Source organism: Actinoplanes sp. NPDC048988, assembly GCF_043197815.1.
In the GTDB taxonomy this organism is placed as follows: domain Bacteria; phylum Actinomycetota; class Actinomycetes; order Mycobacteriales; family Micromonosporaceae; genus Actinoplanes.
This window is the reverse complement of sequence record NZ_JBICTW010000001.1, coordinates 1,181,473-1,196,550: the sequence shown is the minus strand read 5'-3', so window position 1 is coordinate 1,196,550 and position 15,078 is coordinate 1,181,473. Positions and strand designations below refer to the sequence as shown.

The 15,078-nt window shown below is 71.1% G+C and carries 10 protein-coding genes; 3 read left to right on the top strand and 7 right to left on the bottom strand.

The features are described 5' to 3' along the window. Positions 1-4: 4 nt before the first annotated feature. The 4 genes from ACGFJ7_RS05325 to ACGFJ7_RS05310 form a co-directional block, all read right to left on the bottom strand. A complete protein-coding gene (locus ACGFJ7_RS05325; RefSeq protein ID WP_360246740.1) occupies positions 5-2,263 on the bottom strand; it encodes a glycosyltransferase family 2 protein in 2,259 nt (752 codons plus the stop codon). Between the two features lie 304 nt (positions 2,264-2,567). Continuing rightward, on the bottom strand, positions 2,568-4,979 hold the full coding sequence (locus ACGFJ7_RS05320; protein ID WP_360248223.1) for a bifunctional polysaccharide deacetylase/glycosyltransferase family 2 protein: 2,412 nt from the start codon (positions 4,977-4,979) through the stop codon (positions 2,568-2,570). An 11-nt stretch (positions 4,980-4,990) separates the two neighbouring features. Beyond that, positions 4,991-6,028 carry a hypothetical protein gene (locus ACGFJ7_RS05315; RefSeq protein ID WP_392641001.1) on the bottom strand — a complete coding sequence of 346 codons (1,038 nt, stop codon included), beginning with the start codon at positions 6,026-6,028 and terminating at the stop codon, positions 4,991-4,993. A 520-nt stretch (positions 6,029-6,548) separates the two neighbouring features. Then, positions 6,549-8,129, bottom strand: coding sequence for a phospholipid carrier-dependent glycosyltransferase (locus tag ACGFJ7_RS05310; protein ID WP_360246736.1), 1,581 nt, complete (start codon positions 8,127-8,129; stop codon positions 6,549-6,551). Between the two features lie 76 nt (positions 8,130-8,205). Between ACGFJ7_RS05310 and rsmI the strand changes: the two genes are divergently transcribed. After that, positions 8,206-9,057 (top strand): 16S rRNA (cytidine(1402)-2'-O)-methyltransferase, encoded by an 852-nt coding sequence (gene rsmI / locus ACGFJ7_RS05305; protein WP_392640999.1) that lies wholly within the window; start codon positions 8,206-8,208, stop codon positions 9,055-9,057. A 5-nt stretch (positions 9,058-9,062) separates the two neighbouring features. On the opposite strand, the gene ACGFJ7_RS05300 is transcribed toward rsmI, so the two are convergent. Beyond that, positions 9,063-10,700 (bottom strand): hypothetical protein, encoded by a 1,638-nt coding sequence (locus ACGFJ7_RS05300; protein WP_392640997.1) that lies wholly within the window; start codon positions 10,698-10,700, stop codon positions 9,063-9,065. A 132-nt stretch (positions 10,701-10,832) separates the two neighbouring features. Here ACGFJ7_RS05300 and metG point away from each other — a divergent pair, with 132 nt between their 5' ends. After that, positions 10,833-12,626, top strand: a complete 1,794-nt coding sequence (gene metG / locus ACGFJ7_RS05295; protein WP_360246730.1) for a methionine--tRNA ligase — start codon at positions 10,833-10,835, stop codon at positions 12,624-12,626. On the opposite strand, the gene ACGFJ7_RS05290 is transcribed toward metG, so the two are convergent. Next, positions 12,623-13,657: a hypothetical protein gene (locus ACGFJ7_RS05290; RefSeq protein WP_360246728.1), complete on the bottom strand. Its 1,035-nt coding sequence runs from the start codon at positions 13,655-13,657 to the stop codon at positions 12,623-12,625. The genes metG and ACGFJ7_RS05290 overlap by 4 nt on opposite strands. Before the next feature lie 70 nt (positions 13,658-13,727). On the opposite strand from ACGFJ7_RS05290, the gene ACGFJ7_RS05285 reads away from it, so the two are divergent. Continuing rightward, positions 13,728-14,627: a TatD family hydrolase gene (locus ACGFJ7_RS05285; protein ID WP_360246726.1), complete on the top strand. Its 900-nt coding sequence runs from the start codon at positions 13,728-13,730 to the stop codon at positions 14,625-14,627. Here the strand turns inward: ACGFJ7_RS05285 and ACGFJ7_RS05280 are convergent. After that, positions 14,624-15,043, bottom strand: coding sequence for a hypothetical protein (locus tag ACGFJ7_RS05280; protein ID WP_392640995.1), 420 nt, complete (start codon positions 15,041-15,043; stop codon positions 14,624-14,626). The two genes, ACGFJ7_RS05285 and ACGFJ7_RS05280, sit on opposite strands and share 4 nt — an antisense overlap. Positions 15,044-15,078 lie beyond the last annotated feature (35 nt).

Below are 15,078 nucleotides of genomic sequence, written 5' to 3'. Positions count from 1 at the left end.
GGGATCAGTCCATCTCCAGGTGCAGGATGCCACTGCGGGCCCGCAGGATCAGCTTGCCCAGCCGGCGGGGGAGCCGGCTCACCAGGAAGCTGTCGGCCTGTACGGCGTACGGCGTACCGCCCTCCGGCGAGGCGAACAGGGCCCAGTTCAGATCCTCACCCTCGGACAGGTCGTCCAGTCTCGTCGACACCGTCCATCGCTCGTCATCGAGGGTGACCTGTGCCGGCGCGTCGATCCCGTCGTCCGAGTTCGGCAGGAAGCGGCGCCAGGTGATCCGGCTGTAGTCGGTGCCGGCCCAGCGCGGACCGGACACGCTCAGATAGGTGGCGTCCGGAACCGCCACGACGTCGTCGGCGAAGACCTGCGCCGGCGCCTCGATCAGGTTGAGGTACATGCCGGGGGAGCGGCTCACCGCGACCACCCGGCCCCCGCGCTCGGCCAGCACACCCCGGTCGAGGCCGGTGATCGACATCATGAACTGGTTCTTGCCGTCGTGCATGCGGGGCACCAGGACCGTACGCAGCAGGAACGGGTCATCGGGCTCGGTCACGCCGATCAGCTCGTCCAGCGGCACCCGGGCCGTGAAGTCGTCCATGGCGCTCTGCCGGACCCGCTGGATCGGCACGTTGATGGCGCCGAGCGAGTGGCTCAGGCGCAGCTCGGGCTCCTCCAGGCGGGAGGCCAGCCGGCCGGTCAGCACCAGCTCGTCGTCCTCGACCTCGGCCGTGGTCAGCTCGACCGTGTTGCGCCGGAACTCGAGGAAGACCCGGCCGTCGCCGCCGTTGAGCGGCTGCACCCACACATCGCCGACCCAGTCGCCGACCGGGTACTGGAGGCCGCCGGCGGACAGGGCGCCGCGGCGCTTGAGGCCGTGCGAGCGGACCTCGACCGTGATCTGCGCTTTCTTGACCGAATCGGCGAGCGAGGCGAGCAGCTTGCGGGGGATCTGGGTGATGAAACCGACGGGGCGGTCGTCGCCGTGGGTGTCGTGCTCGACGAGCCGCTCCACCGGCAGGTCCCGCGAGTTCCGGCCCCAGGTCAGCGCGACCCGGATCTCCGACTTGGCCGTGCTGGGCAGGTGGGCGATCTCGGCCGTGCCGTGCAGCACCAGCGCGTCGTCGGTCCAGGAGAGGTCGCGCACCGCGGTGCGGACGTCGAGCTCGGCCCGGGGCAGCGTGTAGAGCGACGGGTCGACCTTGGAACCGTCGCGCAGGCCCGGGTACTGACCCTCGTACCGCCAGGGGAGCCGGGGGTGCCGGCGGGCCCGGACACCGCCGCGCAGGCCGCCGTCGGCCCGGAAGCGGGCCAGGCTCTGGAGCAGTTCGGCGTCGCCGGCCTGCAGGGCCTCGTACTCCAGCCGGGCGAAGGTCGACGACTCGGCCAGCACCGCCGGGTCGAGCCGGCCGCTGAGCCGCTTGCCCAGGGCGAGCAGCGGGGTCATCTCGTGGTCGGCCGCCGAGGCGAACGACTGCACGATGGTGGTCAGGTCGACCGTGGCCAGGTGACGGTGCACCTCGCCGCGCAGTTCGGGAGCGCGCTTGTCGACCAGGTCGAGCACCATCTCGGCCGAGACGACCCGGTCCTCGATGTTGGCGAACTGGAACTTGAGCTGGGTGATCGACTCGCCCGACTCGCGCTCGCGCCAGTAGTAGACCGGCACGGCGAGGCAGTCGACGGTCACGGCGTCGAGGTGGGCGCGCAGGGTGACCGGGTAGTCCTCGTAGCGGATCGCCGGGAACTCGTACTTGAACTGGTCCCAGAAGCTGCGGCGGTAGACCTTGTTCCACACCATGCGGTCGATGGCCAGGCCGGGGTGGTCGAAGATGTGCGTGGCCGGGCGCAGCTTGCCGTAGCCGGCGCGGTGCACGTACGACTGGCGTACGCCGTAGGTGTTGTTGAACCGCCGCGCGTTTCCGCCGGCCAGCGACGAGGCGGTCTCGTCGAGGGAGCGGACCATGATCTCGTACGCGTAGCGGGGGATCAGGTCGTCGCTGTCGACGAACGTCAGGTACTCGCCCTGCGCGTGCTTGACGCCCGTGTTGCGCGCCGGGCCGAGACCCTGGTTCTCCTGGGTGACGATCCGGAATCGGGGGTCAGCCTCGCAGTGTGCCCGCGCGATCTCGGCGCTACCGTCCGGTGAGCCGTCGTCGACGAGGATGACCTCGAAGTCGGTGAAAGTCTGCCGGGACAGCGAGTCCAGGCAGTCCCCTATGTACCGCTCGACGTTGTAGAACGGGACGACGATGCTCAGCCGCGGAGTCACCTCGCTCCCTCACCGGGACGTGACAGAGACGGTGAGCAGAGGAGCGGCAGCATGACACCAGTTCCTGCGAGGAGCGCGGGGGACTTGGCGATGTTGCCTGGCCCAGCCGGACAGAAACAGGGCCTGAAGATGAATTCTGAATGAACTTGTACCGTACGGCAGGCGAAGTGAGGCGTACATATCCATAAACATCCGATACGTCTGGTTTGTGGATCAGCGAACCCCCCGTCTGATTCGGTCGTTCTGTGAGCACATCGGCTCGTGCCCCGCCCGGCTGCAGATCCAGCGGGGCACGAGCCGACGATCACCCGGTGCGTACCGGGCCCGAGCCGCCACCCGGGGGCGAGCCGGCTGACGGAAGATCGCGGGGGTCGAGCTCGGCCGTACGGGCCGGCTGCGACGGGACCACCGGACGGGCGAGCGCGCGGCCCGACGCCGGATGCTGGTCGCCGCGACCCTGGCCGAGCGTGGACGGCCAGGTGTCCACGACCGGGGCGACGTCCCGGCCGGCCGGCACCACCACCGCGTCGGCCCGGGCGCCGAGCCCGGCCCGGTGCAGCTTGTGCCAGCGCAGCCGGCCGCCGGTCAGCGCGGTGGTCGCCGACTGCATCAACACCAGATACATCAGCTGCCGGTAGGCGAACTGCTGAAGGGGCAGCCGCCATAGCGGTTTGAGCGACTCCCGGTCGAAGCGGAACGCCACCGCCGCGGTGAACAGCTGGAGGGCGAGCATGCCGAGCCAGGCGACCACGGTCTCCTCGAGCTCCCAGAAGACCAGGCCGTAGACGAGCATGATGTCGACGACCGGGGCCAACATCGGCAGAGCCACCCCGAACAGCGCCAGGAACGGCAGGCCGACCCGCCCGAAGCGGCCCGACGGGCCGGAGTCCCACAGCGCCCGGCGGTGCTTCCACATCGCCTGCATGGTCCCGTAGCTCCACCGGTAGCGCTGGCGGTAGAGCTGCTCCAGCGTGGCCGGGGCCTCGGTCCAGGCCTTGGCCTTCTCGGCGTAGACGACCTTCCAGCCGGCCCGCAGCAGCGCGATGGTGACGTCGGTGTCCTCGGCCAGCGTCTCGTCGCTGATCCCGCCGACCTGGGCCAGCGCCTCGCGGCGGAACGCGCCGATCGCGCCCGGCACGGTCGGCATGCAGCCCAGCACCTCGTACAGCCGCCGGTCCAGGTTGAAGCCGATCACGTACTCGATGTGCTGCCAGGCCGCGACCATCCGCTCCCGGTTGCCGACCTTGACGTTGCCGGCGATCGCGCCCACCTTCGGGTCGGCGAACGCCTGGACCAGCTCGCGGATCGAGTCCGGCTCGAAGATCGTGTCCCCGTCGACGGTCACGATCAGGTCGTGCTTGGCCAGTGCCACGCCGGTGTTCAGGGCGTTCGACTTGCCGCCGTTGGGCACCCGGACGACCCGGACGTTGGGCAGCCGCATCTGCTCGACCAGGGCGGCGGTGCCGTCGGTCGAGCCGTCGTCGACGACCACCACCTCGATGTCCGGGTAGTCGCCACCGGCCAGCGAGCGGACGGCGGCCTCGATGCCCTCCTTCTCGTTGTACGCGGGCACGATCACCGACACCGGCTCGACGACCGGCGGGCCCCAGCTCCAGCCGGGCTTGCGGCGCTGCCGGGCATGCCGGGTCGCAAGCAGCAACAACAACGCCGTACGGCCGATGGTCAGCGTCCCGACCAGCAGGAACAGACCCGCGATGACCCAGACCAGCCCGTCCGCGAGGCGGACCGTCCAGATCACCGCCAGGCCGCGCCAGACGTCGGTGCCGGGGGCCTCGGGGTTCTCGGCCAGCAACGGCACCGGAGCGGCCTTGGCGGCGGCGGACTTGTTGCTCTCGGCGATGGTCCCGTTGAGGCCCTCGGTGACAGTGGTGAAGCGGTAGCCCCGGGCCTGCATCATCGGGATGTAGCGCTCCAGCGCCTGAACGGTCTGCGAGCGGTCGCCGCCGGCGTCGTGGAAGAGCACGATCGCCGACGCGCCGCCGCTCGGCGTCGCGTTCTTGACGATCGCCGGCACGCCCGGCCGCTGCCAGTCCTCGCTGTCCAGGTCGTTGACGACCACCAGGTAGCCCTGCCGGCCGGCGTCCTTGACGATCCTCCAGTTGGTCTCGTCGATCGCCGCCGTCTTCGACGAGTAGGGGAAACGGGCCAGGTTGGTGTGCACGCCGGTGGCGCGGGCGATCGCGACCTGCGTCTGCGACAGCTCCAGGGTGCGCCGCCACGGCGCGATCAGCTGCAGGTTGGGGTGGGTGAACGTGTGCAGGCCGAGTTCGTTGCCCTCGTCGGTGACCCGCTTGGCCAGCGCCGGATGGCGGGACACCTCGGAACCGACCACGAAGAACGTGCCGTGCGCGTCGTACCGCTTCAGCACGTCGAGGACCCGGGGCGTCCAGGTCGGGTCGGGGCCGTCGTCGAAGGTCAGCGCGATGGTCTTGGCCGGCATGCGGCTGGTGCTCTCCTGGCCGCCGGTGGTGTTGATGACCGGCCCGCCGCCGAGGATCTCCCGGGGTACGCCGGCCTGGTCGCCGACCTCGGACTCGGCGTGGTCGCCCTTGAACTCGGCGTTCACGTACGCCTGCACGATGAGCACCGCGATGAAGACGCCGAGCAGCAGCGTGCCGAGCAGGACGCGGGGCGCGGGCAGCAGCCGGCGGCGGACGGGGCCGCGAGCGCGGCCGCGGCCGCGCCGGGTGGGCATGGCGGGAGGGGTCACGAAGGCACCTTGGGAGTGAGTACGTCGGAGGGGGGTTCCGGCGCCGAGGTCGTGGCGCCGCCCGAGGAGGTGCCGGATCCGCCACCGCTCGTGCCCGACCCCCCTCCGCTGCCGCCCGAAGTCGAGCCGCCGGAAGTGGAGCCACCGGAAGCGGAGCCGCCCGAGGACGAGCCGCCCGAGGATGAGCCGCCCGAGGATGAGCCGCCGGAAGTGGAGCCGCCGGAAGTGGAGCCGCCGGAAGTGGAGCCGCCGGACGACGAGCCGGAACCGGAGCCGGAGTTGGACGAGCCCGAGCCGGTCTGGCTCGGGCTCGGGTCGTCCTTGACGGCGCTTCCGCCGCCGCCACCGCCGGTCCCGCCGCCCCCGGTGCCCGTGCCGCCCCCGGTGCCCGTGCCGCCACCGGTTCCGCCGCCGGCGCCTGTGCCGCCGCCGGTGTTCGGGGCGGGGGGCTCGGGCGCGGCCGGCGGCTTGGTGGACGGCGGCGGAGTGGTGGGGCCGGGGCCGGTGGTGGTCGGCGTCGTCGGCGGGGTCGTCACGACGCCCGACTCGAGCGGCCGCGAGGTCGTCGGCTTCGGCTTCGGCGCCGGCTTGGTGGTCCGGGCCGGCTTCGAGGTGGCCGACGGCGGCCGGGACGACGCCGTCGGCACCCGGGCCGACTCGAGTCGCGGCGCGAGGCGGCGCTCGGGGGTCCGGCGGGCCTCGGCCACGAAGACGGCCGTCGCCTTCGGGCTCGGCGTCGGGCTGGGCGCCGGTGGCGCCGGGGCCGGCGCCTTGGTCTCCTTCTCCTCGGGTTCCAGGCCGGGAAGGGGCAGCACCGCGCTGGAGCGGACCGGACCGCCGGCCAGGCTCACGCTGATCAGGCCGCCGTACACCATGACCAGCGCGCCGAAGGCGTAGGCGAGCCGCCGCAAGAACCTGCTGCGGCGCCCGGTGCTGTCCACGAACACCGGGGCGGGCTGCGAAACAGAGATCACCTCGGTGTCGGGGATTTCGTTCGCGGCGAATTGCGGGTTTTCTGGCTCGTGCGAAGTCACGCGGCGAGCTTAAAAATATTTATGGCGATCTTGAGGGCCCTCACTCTTGAGGGTGACGGATGATCGCCGTACAAGAATCAGCCGAAATGATGAGCGTCTACGTTTGACCAGATGGGGGCTGGTATGTGCCGCTGGAAAAGGCAACGCTCTGAGCAGCGGTGCAATGGCGAATGAATTGAGGTTACGCGAGTTCGGACAACTGTTAACTGTCGCTTTGACGACAGTGAAAGAGGCTAAAAGCCGAAGCCTATTCGCGAGTCGATATGCCGTACTAAATAAGCTTATTGGCCTTTGTCCGGTTTGTCCAAACGGCTTGATCGAAATTTGAAAGTTCGGCACGCGACCCGTTGTGCCTGACATCGGAGGTCGTTAAGCTTTGAGGTGCGCGCCCCTATCGCCCGCTTCCCCCGTGGCAGGCGATCGGGGCGCGCTCTTGCTTTCTCTCTGTTCCGGCGCTTGAGACGACTCGCGCCGGCAGTGTCGAGCACTACCGGCGCGGTGGCGAGGTCCGGACGACCGCCTAGATCCAGCGGCCGCCCAGCCACATTCGTTGCGACCAGCTGTCGTACGGAAGAATGTGGCCCACGAAGATCGGATAGAAGTAGGCGAAGCAGACCGCCACCAGGACCACGTACGCCGTGACCGCGATCGTGCCGATCAGCTGCCGGTCCGTGCGGCCCCGACCGGTCGCTATGCCCTCCCGTGGCGTCATGATGGCGCCGAGCACGTAGACGACCGCCAGGATCAGGAACGGCAGGGCGGGCAGGACGTAGAACGAGAACATCGTCCGGCCGTCCTTGATGGCGTAGTAGAACCAGGGCAGGATGCCGGCCACCGCGCCGGTGCCGATCGCCCAGGCCCGCCAGTCGCGGCGGGCGAAACCGAACCAGACCAGGGCGGCCAGCGCCGGCAGGAACGACCACCACAGGATCGGCGTGCCCAGCAGCAGCACCTCGCGGGCGCAGCTCGGCGCACCGCAGTCGCCGCCGTTGTTCCAGTAGAAGGCGACCGGCCGGCCCAGCAGCAGCCACTGCCACGGCCACGACTGGTAGACGTGCCGCTCGGTGAGCCCACTGTGGAACTTGTACGCCTCGGAGTGGTAGTGCCACAGGTTCATCAGCGCGCCCAGGAACGGTGGTTCGCTGAGCCCGTTCGCCTCCCGGTAATGCCGGAAGTAGCCGTCGTCGGTGACGAACCAGCCGGTCCAGGCGGCCAGGTAGATCACGAAGCTGATGACCAGGCTCAGGAGCAGCCAGCCGAGATCACCGATGATGCCGGCCAGGAACGGGCCCTTGATCCCGGCCGAGCGGCGGCCCTGCACCCGCCAGACGATCACCAGCGCCGCGAAGAACGGCGCGAAGGCCAGGGCGCTCCACTTCACGCCGCAGGCCATCCCGAAGGTCACCCCGGCCACCAGCAGCCACCACGGCACGATGCGGGGCACCGCCGCCGTCTTCTCCGGATCGAACCCGTTCTCCAGCGCCCGCAGCAGGCTCCGCCGGTAGTGGTCGCGGTCGAGCACCATCGCGGCGAAGGTCATCAGCACGAACAGGCCGAGGAAGATGTCGAGCAGCGACGTGCGCGAGAGGACCAGCTGGAAGCCGTCCAGCGTCATCAGCAGCCCGGCCAGGCCGGCCAGCAGCACCGAGTGGAACAGCCGGTAGGCGACGCGGATCAGCACCAGGATCATCAACGTGCCGGCGATCGCCGGCATGAGCCGCCAGCCCAGCTCGTGGTTGCCGTAGATCATCTCGCCGACGGAGATCAGCCATTTGCCCAGCGGTGGATGCACCACGTACGCCGGGCCGTTGGTCTTCTCGTCCCACTCGACGCCGTGCTGGAGCATGTCCCAGGCGTCGGTCGGGTAGTACACCTCGTCGAAGATGTACCCCTTCGGGCTACTGATCCCGTTGAGCCGCAGGATCGCGGCGATCACCACGATCACGCCGGTGACGATCCACGAATGCGGATTGAGCCAGTTGTCGAGCGTGGCCAGCCGCCGCCGGACGACCTCGGGAACCGCGCGCACGCCACCGGACTCGGGGGCCGCAACGGGCGGTTCCGGGGTGATCTGTTTCTCCGCTGTCGCCGCCGTAGTCACCCCAGGATCGTAGAAGGTACGTCTGAGAGTCGACGCCCGCCGTCGCCGCGGCGCGTCATGTGATGGACTTTCCGTCGTGTCATCCGCAGAGAACGCTTCCGGCCGGGTCGTGCTGCTCGGCGCGCCGCTGGGCAACGTCGGCGACGCCTCCACACGACTGCGCGAGGTCCTCGCCACGGCGGACGTGATCGCCGCCGAGGACACGCGCCGACTGGCCCGGCTCACCCGCGATCTGGGCGTCACGGTCTCCGGGCGTGTCGTCTCCTATTTCGAGGGCAACGACGAGAGACGTACGCCCGAACTGGTCGAAGCCCTGGCCGGCGGCGCCGTCGTCGCGGTGGTCACCGACGGGGGCATGCCCAGCGTCTCCGACCCGGGCTTCCGGCTGGTCCGCGCGGCCCTCGACGCCGGCTACCCGGTGACCGCGGCGCCCGGGCCGAGCGCGGTCACCACCGCTCTGGCGCTCTCCGGCCTGCCCAGCGACCGCTTCGTCTTCGAGGGCTTCCTTCCCCGTACGGGCTCGCACCGTCGCTCCCGGCTGCGCGAACTCGCCGGCGAACCGCGCACGCTGGTCCTGTTCGAGGCGCCGCACCGCATCGCGGGCACCCTGGCCGACCTGGCCGCGATCTTCGGCGCGGATCGGCCGGCGGCGGTCTGCCGCGAGCTGACCAAGACGTACGAGGAGATCCGCCGCGACACGCTGGGCGCCCTGGCCGAGCACGCGGCCCGCGACGAGTTCCGGGGCGAGATCACCCTGGTCGTGGGCGGCGCGCCGGCCGGGCCCGCGGAACGCCCGGCCGACGAGGACCTGCGCGCGGCGGTGGCCGCCCACGAGGCCGCCGGCCAGTCGCGCCGGGACGCGATCCAGGCCGTGGCCGACGAGTACGGGGTGAAGAAGCGCGAGGTGTACGCGCTGGTGCACCAGTAGGCCTCTTAGTACGCCGCCGCGAGGAAGCCGGCGAGCAGGGCGAGGGGTCCGGCCAGGCTGAGCAGGATGGCGGCCCGGCGCGCCCGCGCCGACGGCAGCTGACGCGCCCGGGTGACGCCGGCGATGGCGTACCCGCAGAGAAGCACCAGGGCGAAGCCGAGCAGCCAGCGCAGTTGCAGCAGGGCCCCGGTGCCGCCCAGGTAGGCCTGCTGGCTGTCCGGGCTGACCATCTTGGCCGGAGTGACAGCGCCCGGTTGCCGGCCGGTGCCCTCCACGCCGAGCAGGGTCACCCGGGCGATGGTGTAGCTGCCGTCCTCGGCGGTGAACTGGCCGGCGCAGCGCTGGGTGACGCCGGTGCCGGTGCAGACGGTGGTGGTGGCGTGGCCGAGGTCGCCGTGGCCGACGGCGAGCCAGAACGGTTCGGCGCTGACCCAGGCGAAGAAGGCGGCGACCAGGCCCAGAGCGACCAGGGAGACCTGGGCCGAGAGGGGCAGACCGGCCGAGCGGCGGCTGTGCCGGGGCCGGCCGGGAAGGCGGCGGGGCTCCTCGGGCATGACCTCGATCGTGTCGTCGACCCGGTCGTGCCAGAAAGGCGAGTTCTCGAGCCGTTCCAGCCGCGCGTCGGTGGCCGGCGACCCGGTCGGCGGCGGCAGCGGTTCGGTCGGCCGGACATGGGCGCCACCCTGCCGGGGCCGCCGCACAACCGGCGGCCGGGCGGGCGCGGCCCCGGGCTCGAGCGGCACGGTGGGCCGGTTGCGCGCGCTCGGCTCGGGCAGAACCATCACATCCTGATCGGCGGGCGGCGGCGTCACGGTGCCCGGGGCCCGGGCACCGGACGGCCCGGCTTCGGCAGCGGGGGGCGCGGTGGCAGCATCGGCCGCGGGCGACCCGGCTTCCGCCGCGGAGGACGCCGTCGCAACGTCGGCCGTGGGCGACCCGGCCTCGACACCGGCGGACGCCGGCTCGGCGGCAGCGGGCGGCTGCTCCACTACGGCAGCGGCCGCCTGTGCCGCTGAGCCGGTGGACGGCTGTGTGATGGCGATGTCAGGTTGCTGCCCCACGGCGGCGCCCGGCTGCTCCGCCGCCGTCTCGGCGGACGGGAGAGTGCCGGCGGCCGTCCTCTTGGGGGTGTAACCGGCGGGCGGGCGCAGCGGGTCGTAGCGGTGCGGGTCCGGGCGGTCGTGGTCCCGCTCGACGGCGACGAAACGGGCGACTGCCTCGGCCGGCGGACTGGCCGACGCGACGACGGGCGCCGGGGCGGCCGAGGGTGGGGCCTCGAGGGGCGGGTTCTCGACCGGTGGAAGCAGGGCCGCGGCGGTCGCTGGCGCGGTGAGTTCCGCCGCGGGTGTGGTGGGGCGAGGGGACGCGGTCGGGTCCAGCGCCTCGGCTACGTCCTGGGCGGCGGCCGCGTGGGCGTCGGCTGCCTCGCCGGTGTGGGTCTTCGTGCCTGGTGGCTCGAGGACCCCCGTACCGCCGGAACTCTCTTGGTCCTTGGTGGCGGACGGAGGGCGGCGGCGCGGGTGGCGGGGGCGGGAAGGCCGGTCGGTCTCGCCGCGCCACCAGGCCGCGTCGGGATCGGCGAACGACCACGGGTCGCCCTCGCTGCGCGGCGTTTCCCCAGGCTGTGGCGTGTCTCCGAGCACGTTTCCATTGGACTACGAGGGCGAGCGGTGATCGCGTTCAAATTCGGGCGTGTCGTAATAAATAAGGATCTCGCTGAGGGCGGAGCGAATCCCGTCGCAGTGTGATGGGGCGGCTCACTACGCTTGTACCTCATGAGTCACGTTCTCGCCGCGGTCGCCTGGCCCTATGCCAACGGCCCGCGCCACATCGGTCATGTGTCCGGCTTTGGGGTGCCCTCCGACGTCTTCAGCCGTTACATGCGCATGGCCGGTCACGACGTGCTCATGGTCTCCGGCACCGACGAGCACGGCACGCCCATCCAGGTGCAGGCCGACGCCGACGGGGTGACCCCGCGCGAGCTCGCCGACCGGTACAACCGGGTCATCGTCGAGGACCTGCACGGCCTCGGTCTGTCGTACGACCTGTTCACCCGCACCACCACGCGCAACCACTACGCCGTGGTCCAGGAGCTGTTCGGCGCGCTGCACCGCAACGGCTACATCGTCGCCCGGACGACGCTGGGTGCGAAGTCGCCCTCCACCGGCCGTACGCTGCCCGACCGCTACATCGAGGGCACCTGCCCGATCTGCGGCTACGAGAGCGCCCGCGGCGACCAGTGCGACAACTGCGGCAACCAGCTCGACCCGGAGCAGCTGATCAACCCGCGCTCCAAGATCAACGGCGAGACCCCGGAGTTCGTCGAGACCGAGCACTTCTTCCTCGACCTGCCGGCCTTCGCCGAGGCGATCGGCAACTGGCTCGACCAGCGGGAGAACTGGCGGCCCAACGTCCTGAAGTTCTCCCGTAACCTGCTCGACGACCTCCAGCCCCGGGCCATCACCCGCGACCTGGAGTGGGGCGTGCCGATCCCGCTCGACGGCTGGCGCGACCGCAACGACAAGCGCATCTACGTCTGGTTCGACGCCGTCATCGGCTACCTGTCGGCCTCGATCGAGTGGGCCCGCCGCTCCGGCGACCCCGAGGCGTGGCGCAAGTGGTGGTCGGCCGACGGCGCCGGCAAGGACTCCCTGGCCTACTACTTCATGGGCAAGGACAACATCGTCTTCCACTCGGTGATCTGGCCGGCGCTGCTGCTCGGCTACTCGGGCGAGGGCGACAAGGGCGGCGAGCCGGGCGAGCTGGGCCGGCTCAACCTGCCGACCGAGGTGGTCAGCAGCGAGTACCTGACCATGGAGGGCAAGAAGTTCTCCTCCTCGCGCCGGGTCGTCATCTACGTGCGCGACTTCCTGGAGCGCTACGACGCCGACGCCCTGCGCTACTTCATCGCCGCCGCCGGCCCCGAGTCCAACGACACCGACTTCACCTGGGCCGAGTTCGTCCGCCGCAACAACGACGAGCTGGTGGCCGGCTGGGGCAACCTGGTCAACCGGTCGATCTCGATGGCGGCCAAGAACTTCGGGGCCATTCCCGAGGCCGGCGAGCTGACGGCCGAGGACGAGGCGCTGCTGGCGGTGGCCCGGGCCGGTTTCGGTACGGTCGGTGAGCTGATCGCCAAGCACAGGCAGAAAGCGGCCATCGGCGAGGCGATGAAGGTCGTCGCCGAGGCGAACAAGTACCTCTCCGAGCAGGCGCCCTGGAAGCTGAAGTCCGAGGAGGACAAGCCCCGCCAGGCCACCATCCTGCACGTGGCGCTCCAGGTGGTCAGCGACGCCAACACGATCCTGACCCCGTTCCTGCCGCACTCCGCGCAGAAGGTCTTCGAGCTGCTCGGCGGCGAGGGCGTGCACGCGCCGATGCCGCGCATCGACGAGGTGGACGACCTGGACGGCGGCCCGTCGTACCCGGTCCTGCGGGGCGACTACACGGTCGGCGCCCGCTGGGAGTCCGTCCCGCTGGTCGCCGGCACCCCGCTCAGCGCGCCGAAGCCGGTCTTCAAGAAGCTCGAGCCGTCAGTAGTCGAGGAAGAGCTGGCCCGTCTGGGCTAGAGGGCATAGGGGATGTCGGCGATGTGGTGGTCCGCCAGCTCGCCGACCGGGGCCCAGGCCTCGTACACGCCCCGTTCGTAGCAGCGGGCGCCGGTGTTGTTGAGGGCATCGGCGTCCGGGCGGATCAGGCGCAGCCGGGCCCACGCGTCGTCGCGCTGCAACACCCAGCAGGGCACGCCGCGCCACAGGGCCTGCTCGGCGCGGCGGCTCAGCGTCGACACCGGGTAGCGGGCGGCGCGGGTCAGCGCGCGGACGCGGAACTCGTTCGGCGGATCGGCCACCGCCTCGTACTCCTTGTCCTTTATCGTGCCGACCAGCTTGGCCGAGCCGGGCGTCGTGCAGGGCACGTACTCCCGGTCCGGGCTCACCCCGGGCAGGTTGTCGAGCAGGCCCCGCCAGCGCGGGCCGGCCAGGCGCAGCCACCCGTGCTGCTCCGGCTGATACGTGTAGAGCAGCACCTCCTCGCCGCCCGGCACGTACGCGATGATCTGCGCGTTGGCCGGCATCGGCAGGTCGGCGAAACCGGCGGTGACGTACTCCGGTACAAGATCCTCATTGCTCGGCGTGAAGCCGGTGCCGAGAACCATCGCCCCGACGCGCGAGTGCGCCGGCAGCATCGGCAGCCCCGGCTGGGCCGGCCCGGCCGGCACCTCGTAGTCGATCGGGTCGGTGGCCCGCCAGCGCAGCGCGAACGCCACCTCGTCGTCGGCCGTGCCGTCGGTGCGCAGCAGCGCCAGGTCGCGCGGATCGCTGAGGTGGGCGATGTCGCAGGAGCGGTGGCAGAAGCCGTACGGAAGCCAGCCGCCGAGATGACCGGCGACCTGAGCCGCAGACAGCACCTTGGTCATCCGGGTGCCCCGGTGGATGGCGGCCGTCGCCCGGATCTGGCGCAGCAGCGGGTCGTTGCGGTGGTCGGCCGACTGGGCCATCCGCAGAACCTGCTGCCAGCTGAGGTCGCGGCGCAGCGGTGCGGACAGGGGCGGCTCGAGCGGATCAGAGCCGATCACACTGTCCTCGCCGGTCACAGTCACGGTCAGTGAAGGTAGGGGACACCGGTTGACCCCAGGTGAACAAACGGTGTCGCCCGGGTCCAAGTGCAGAATGTCTCACATGTCAACGTCACCGTCAGAATCCCGCCGGAAGAAGGCCGCCCGGCGCGCCGGCGAGTTCCCCGCCGCCCCGGAACCGCTCGCCGTCCCGGTCTTCGACAGCCACACCCACCTGGACATCACGATCCAGGAGGCGGGCGTGCCCGGAGGTCCCGGCGCCGACCCGGTCGAAGCCCTGATCACCGCGGCGGCCAAGGCGGGCGTCGACCGGATCGTGCAGGTCGGCGTCGACGAGGCGTCCTCCCGCTGGGGCGCCGAACTGGCCGCCCGCCACCCGTCGGTGCTGGCCGCGGTCGCGCTGCACCCCAACGACGCGCCCCTGCTGGCCGACCTGGACGAGTCGCTGCGGGTGATCGAGGCGCTGGCCGCCGAGCCGCGGGTGCGGGGCATCGGCGAGACGGGGCTGGACACGTTCCGTACGGGCGAAGAAGGTCGCGAAGCGCAGGAGAAGAGCTTCCGGGCGCACATCGCCATCGCCAAGCGGTACGGCAAGGCGCTGATCATCCACGACCGGGACGCCCACGACGACGTGCTGCGGGTGCTCGACGCCGAAGGAGCGCCGGACACGGTGGTCATGCACTGCTTCTCGGGCGACGCGGCGTTCGCCGGCGAGTGCGTACGGCGAGGCTTCTACCTGAGCTTCGCGGGCACGGTGACGTTCGCCAGCGCCGGCAACCTGCGCGAGGCGGCCGCGTTGACCCCGCCTGGGCAGATCATGGTGGAGACGGACGCGCCCTACCTGACGCCGGTCCCGCACCGGGGCCGCCCGAACGCCTCGTACCTGATCCCGCTGACGGTCCGGGCCCTGGCCGAAACCCGCGGCGACGACGTGGACGAGCTGTGCGCCGCCATCTCCGCCAACGGCGACCGCGTCTTCGGCCCGTGGAGCTAGTCGACCCAGGCCTTGGCGTTGAGCTCGGTGCCCAGGCGGGTGAGGAGGGCGGCGAATTCACGCGGGGCGGCGTTGATCGGGCCCCGGGAGACGAAGCGGACCGCCCAGCCGTTGCCCTGAGCGATGTTGAACATGCGGAAGCGGACCAGGCTGCCCCGGTCGTCCGGCTCGACCGAGGTGACCCCTCGGTACCACCAGGCGCCCTCGATGGTCACCGAGCGGGCCGCCCGGTCGACCGCCACGGTGATTTTGCTGCCGTCCTGAACGACCTCGAACTGGTCCCCGATGTCCGTCTCCTCGATCGTGCCCGTGACGGCGATCGGGGAGCGGCCGCCCGGGCGCACGTCGAGCAGGACCGCGGACACCGCCTCAGGGGTGGCTTCGACCACCCCGCGTAACGCCAGCAACTCGCTCATGGCTCGTTTGTACCCCGCGGCGGCCTTCCCCGTAC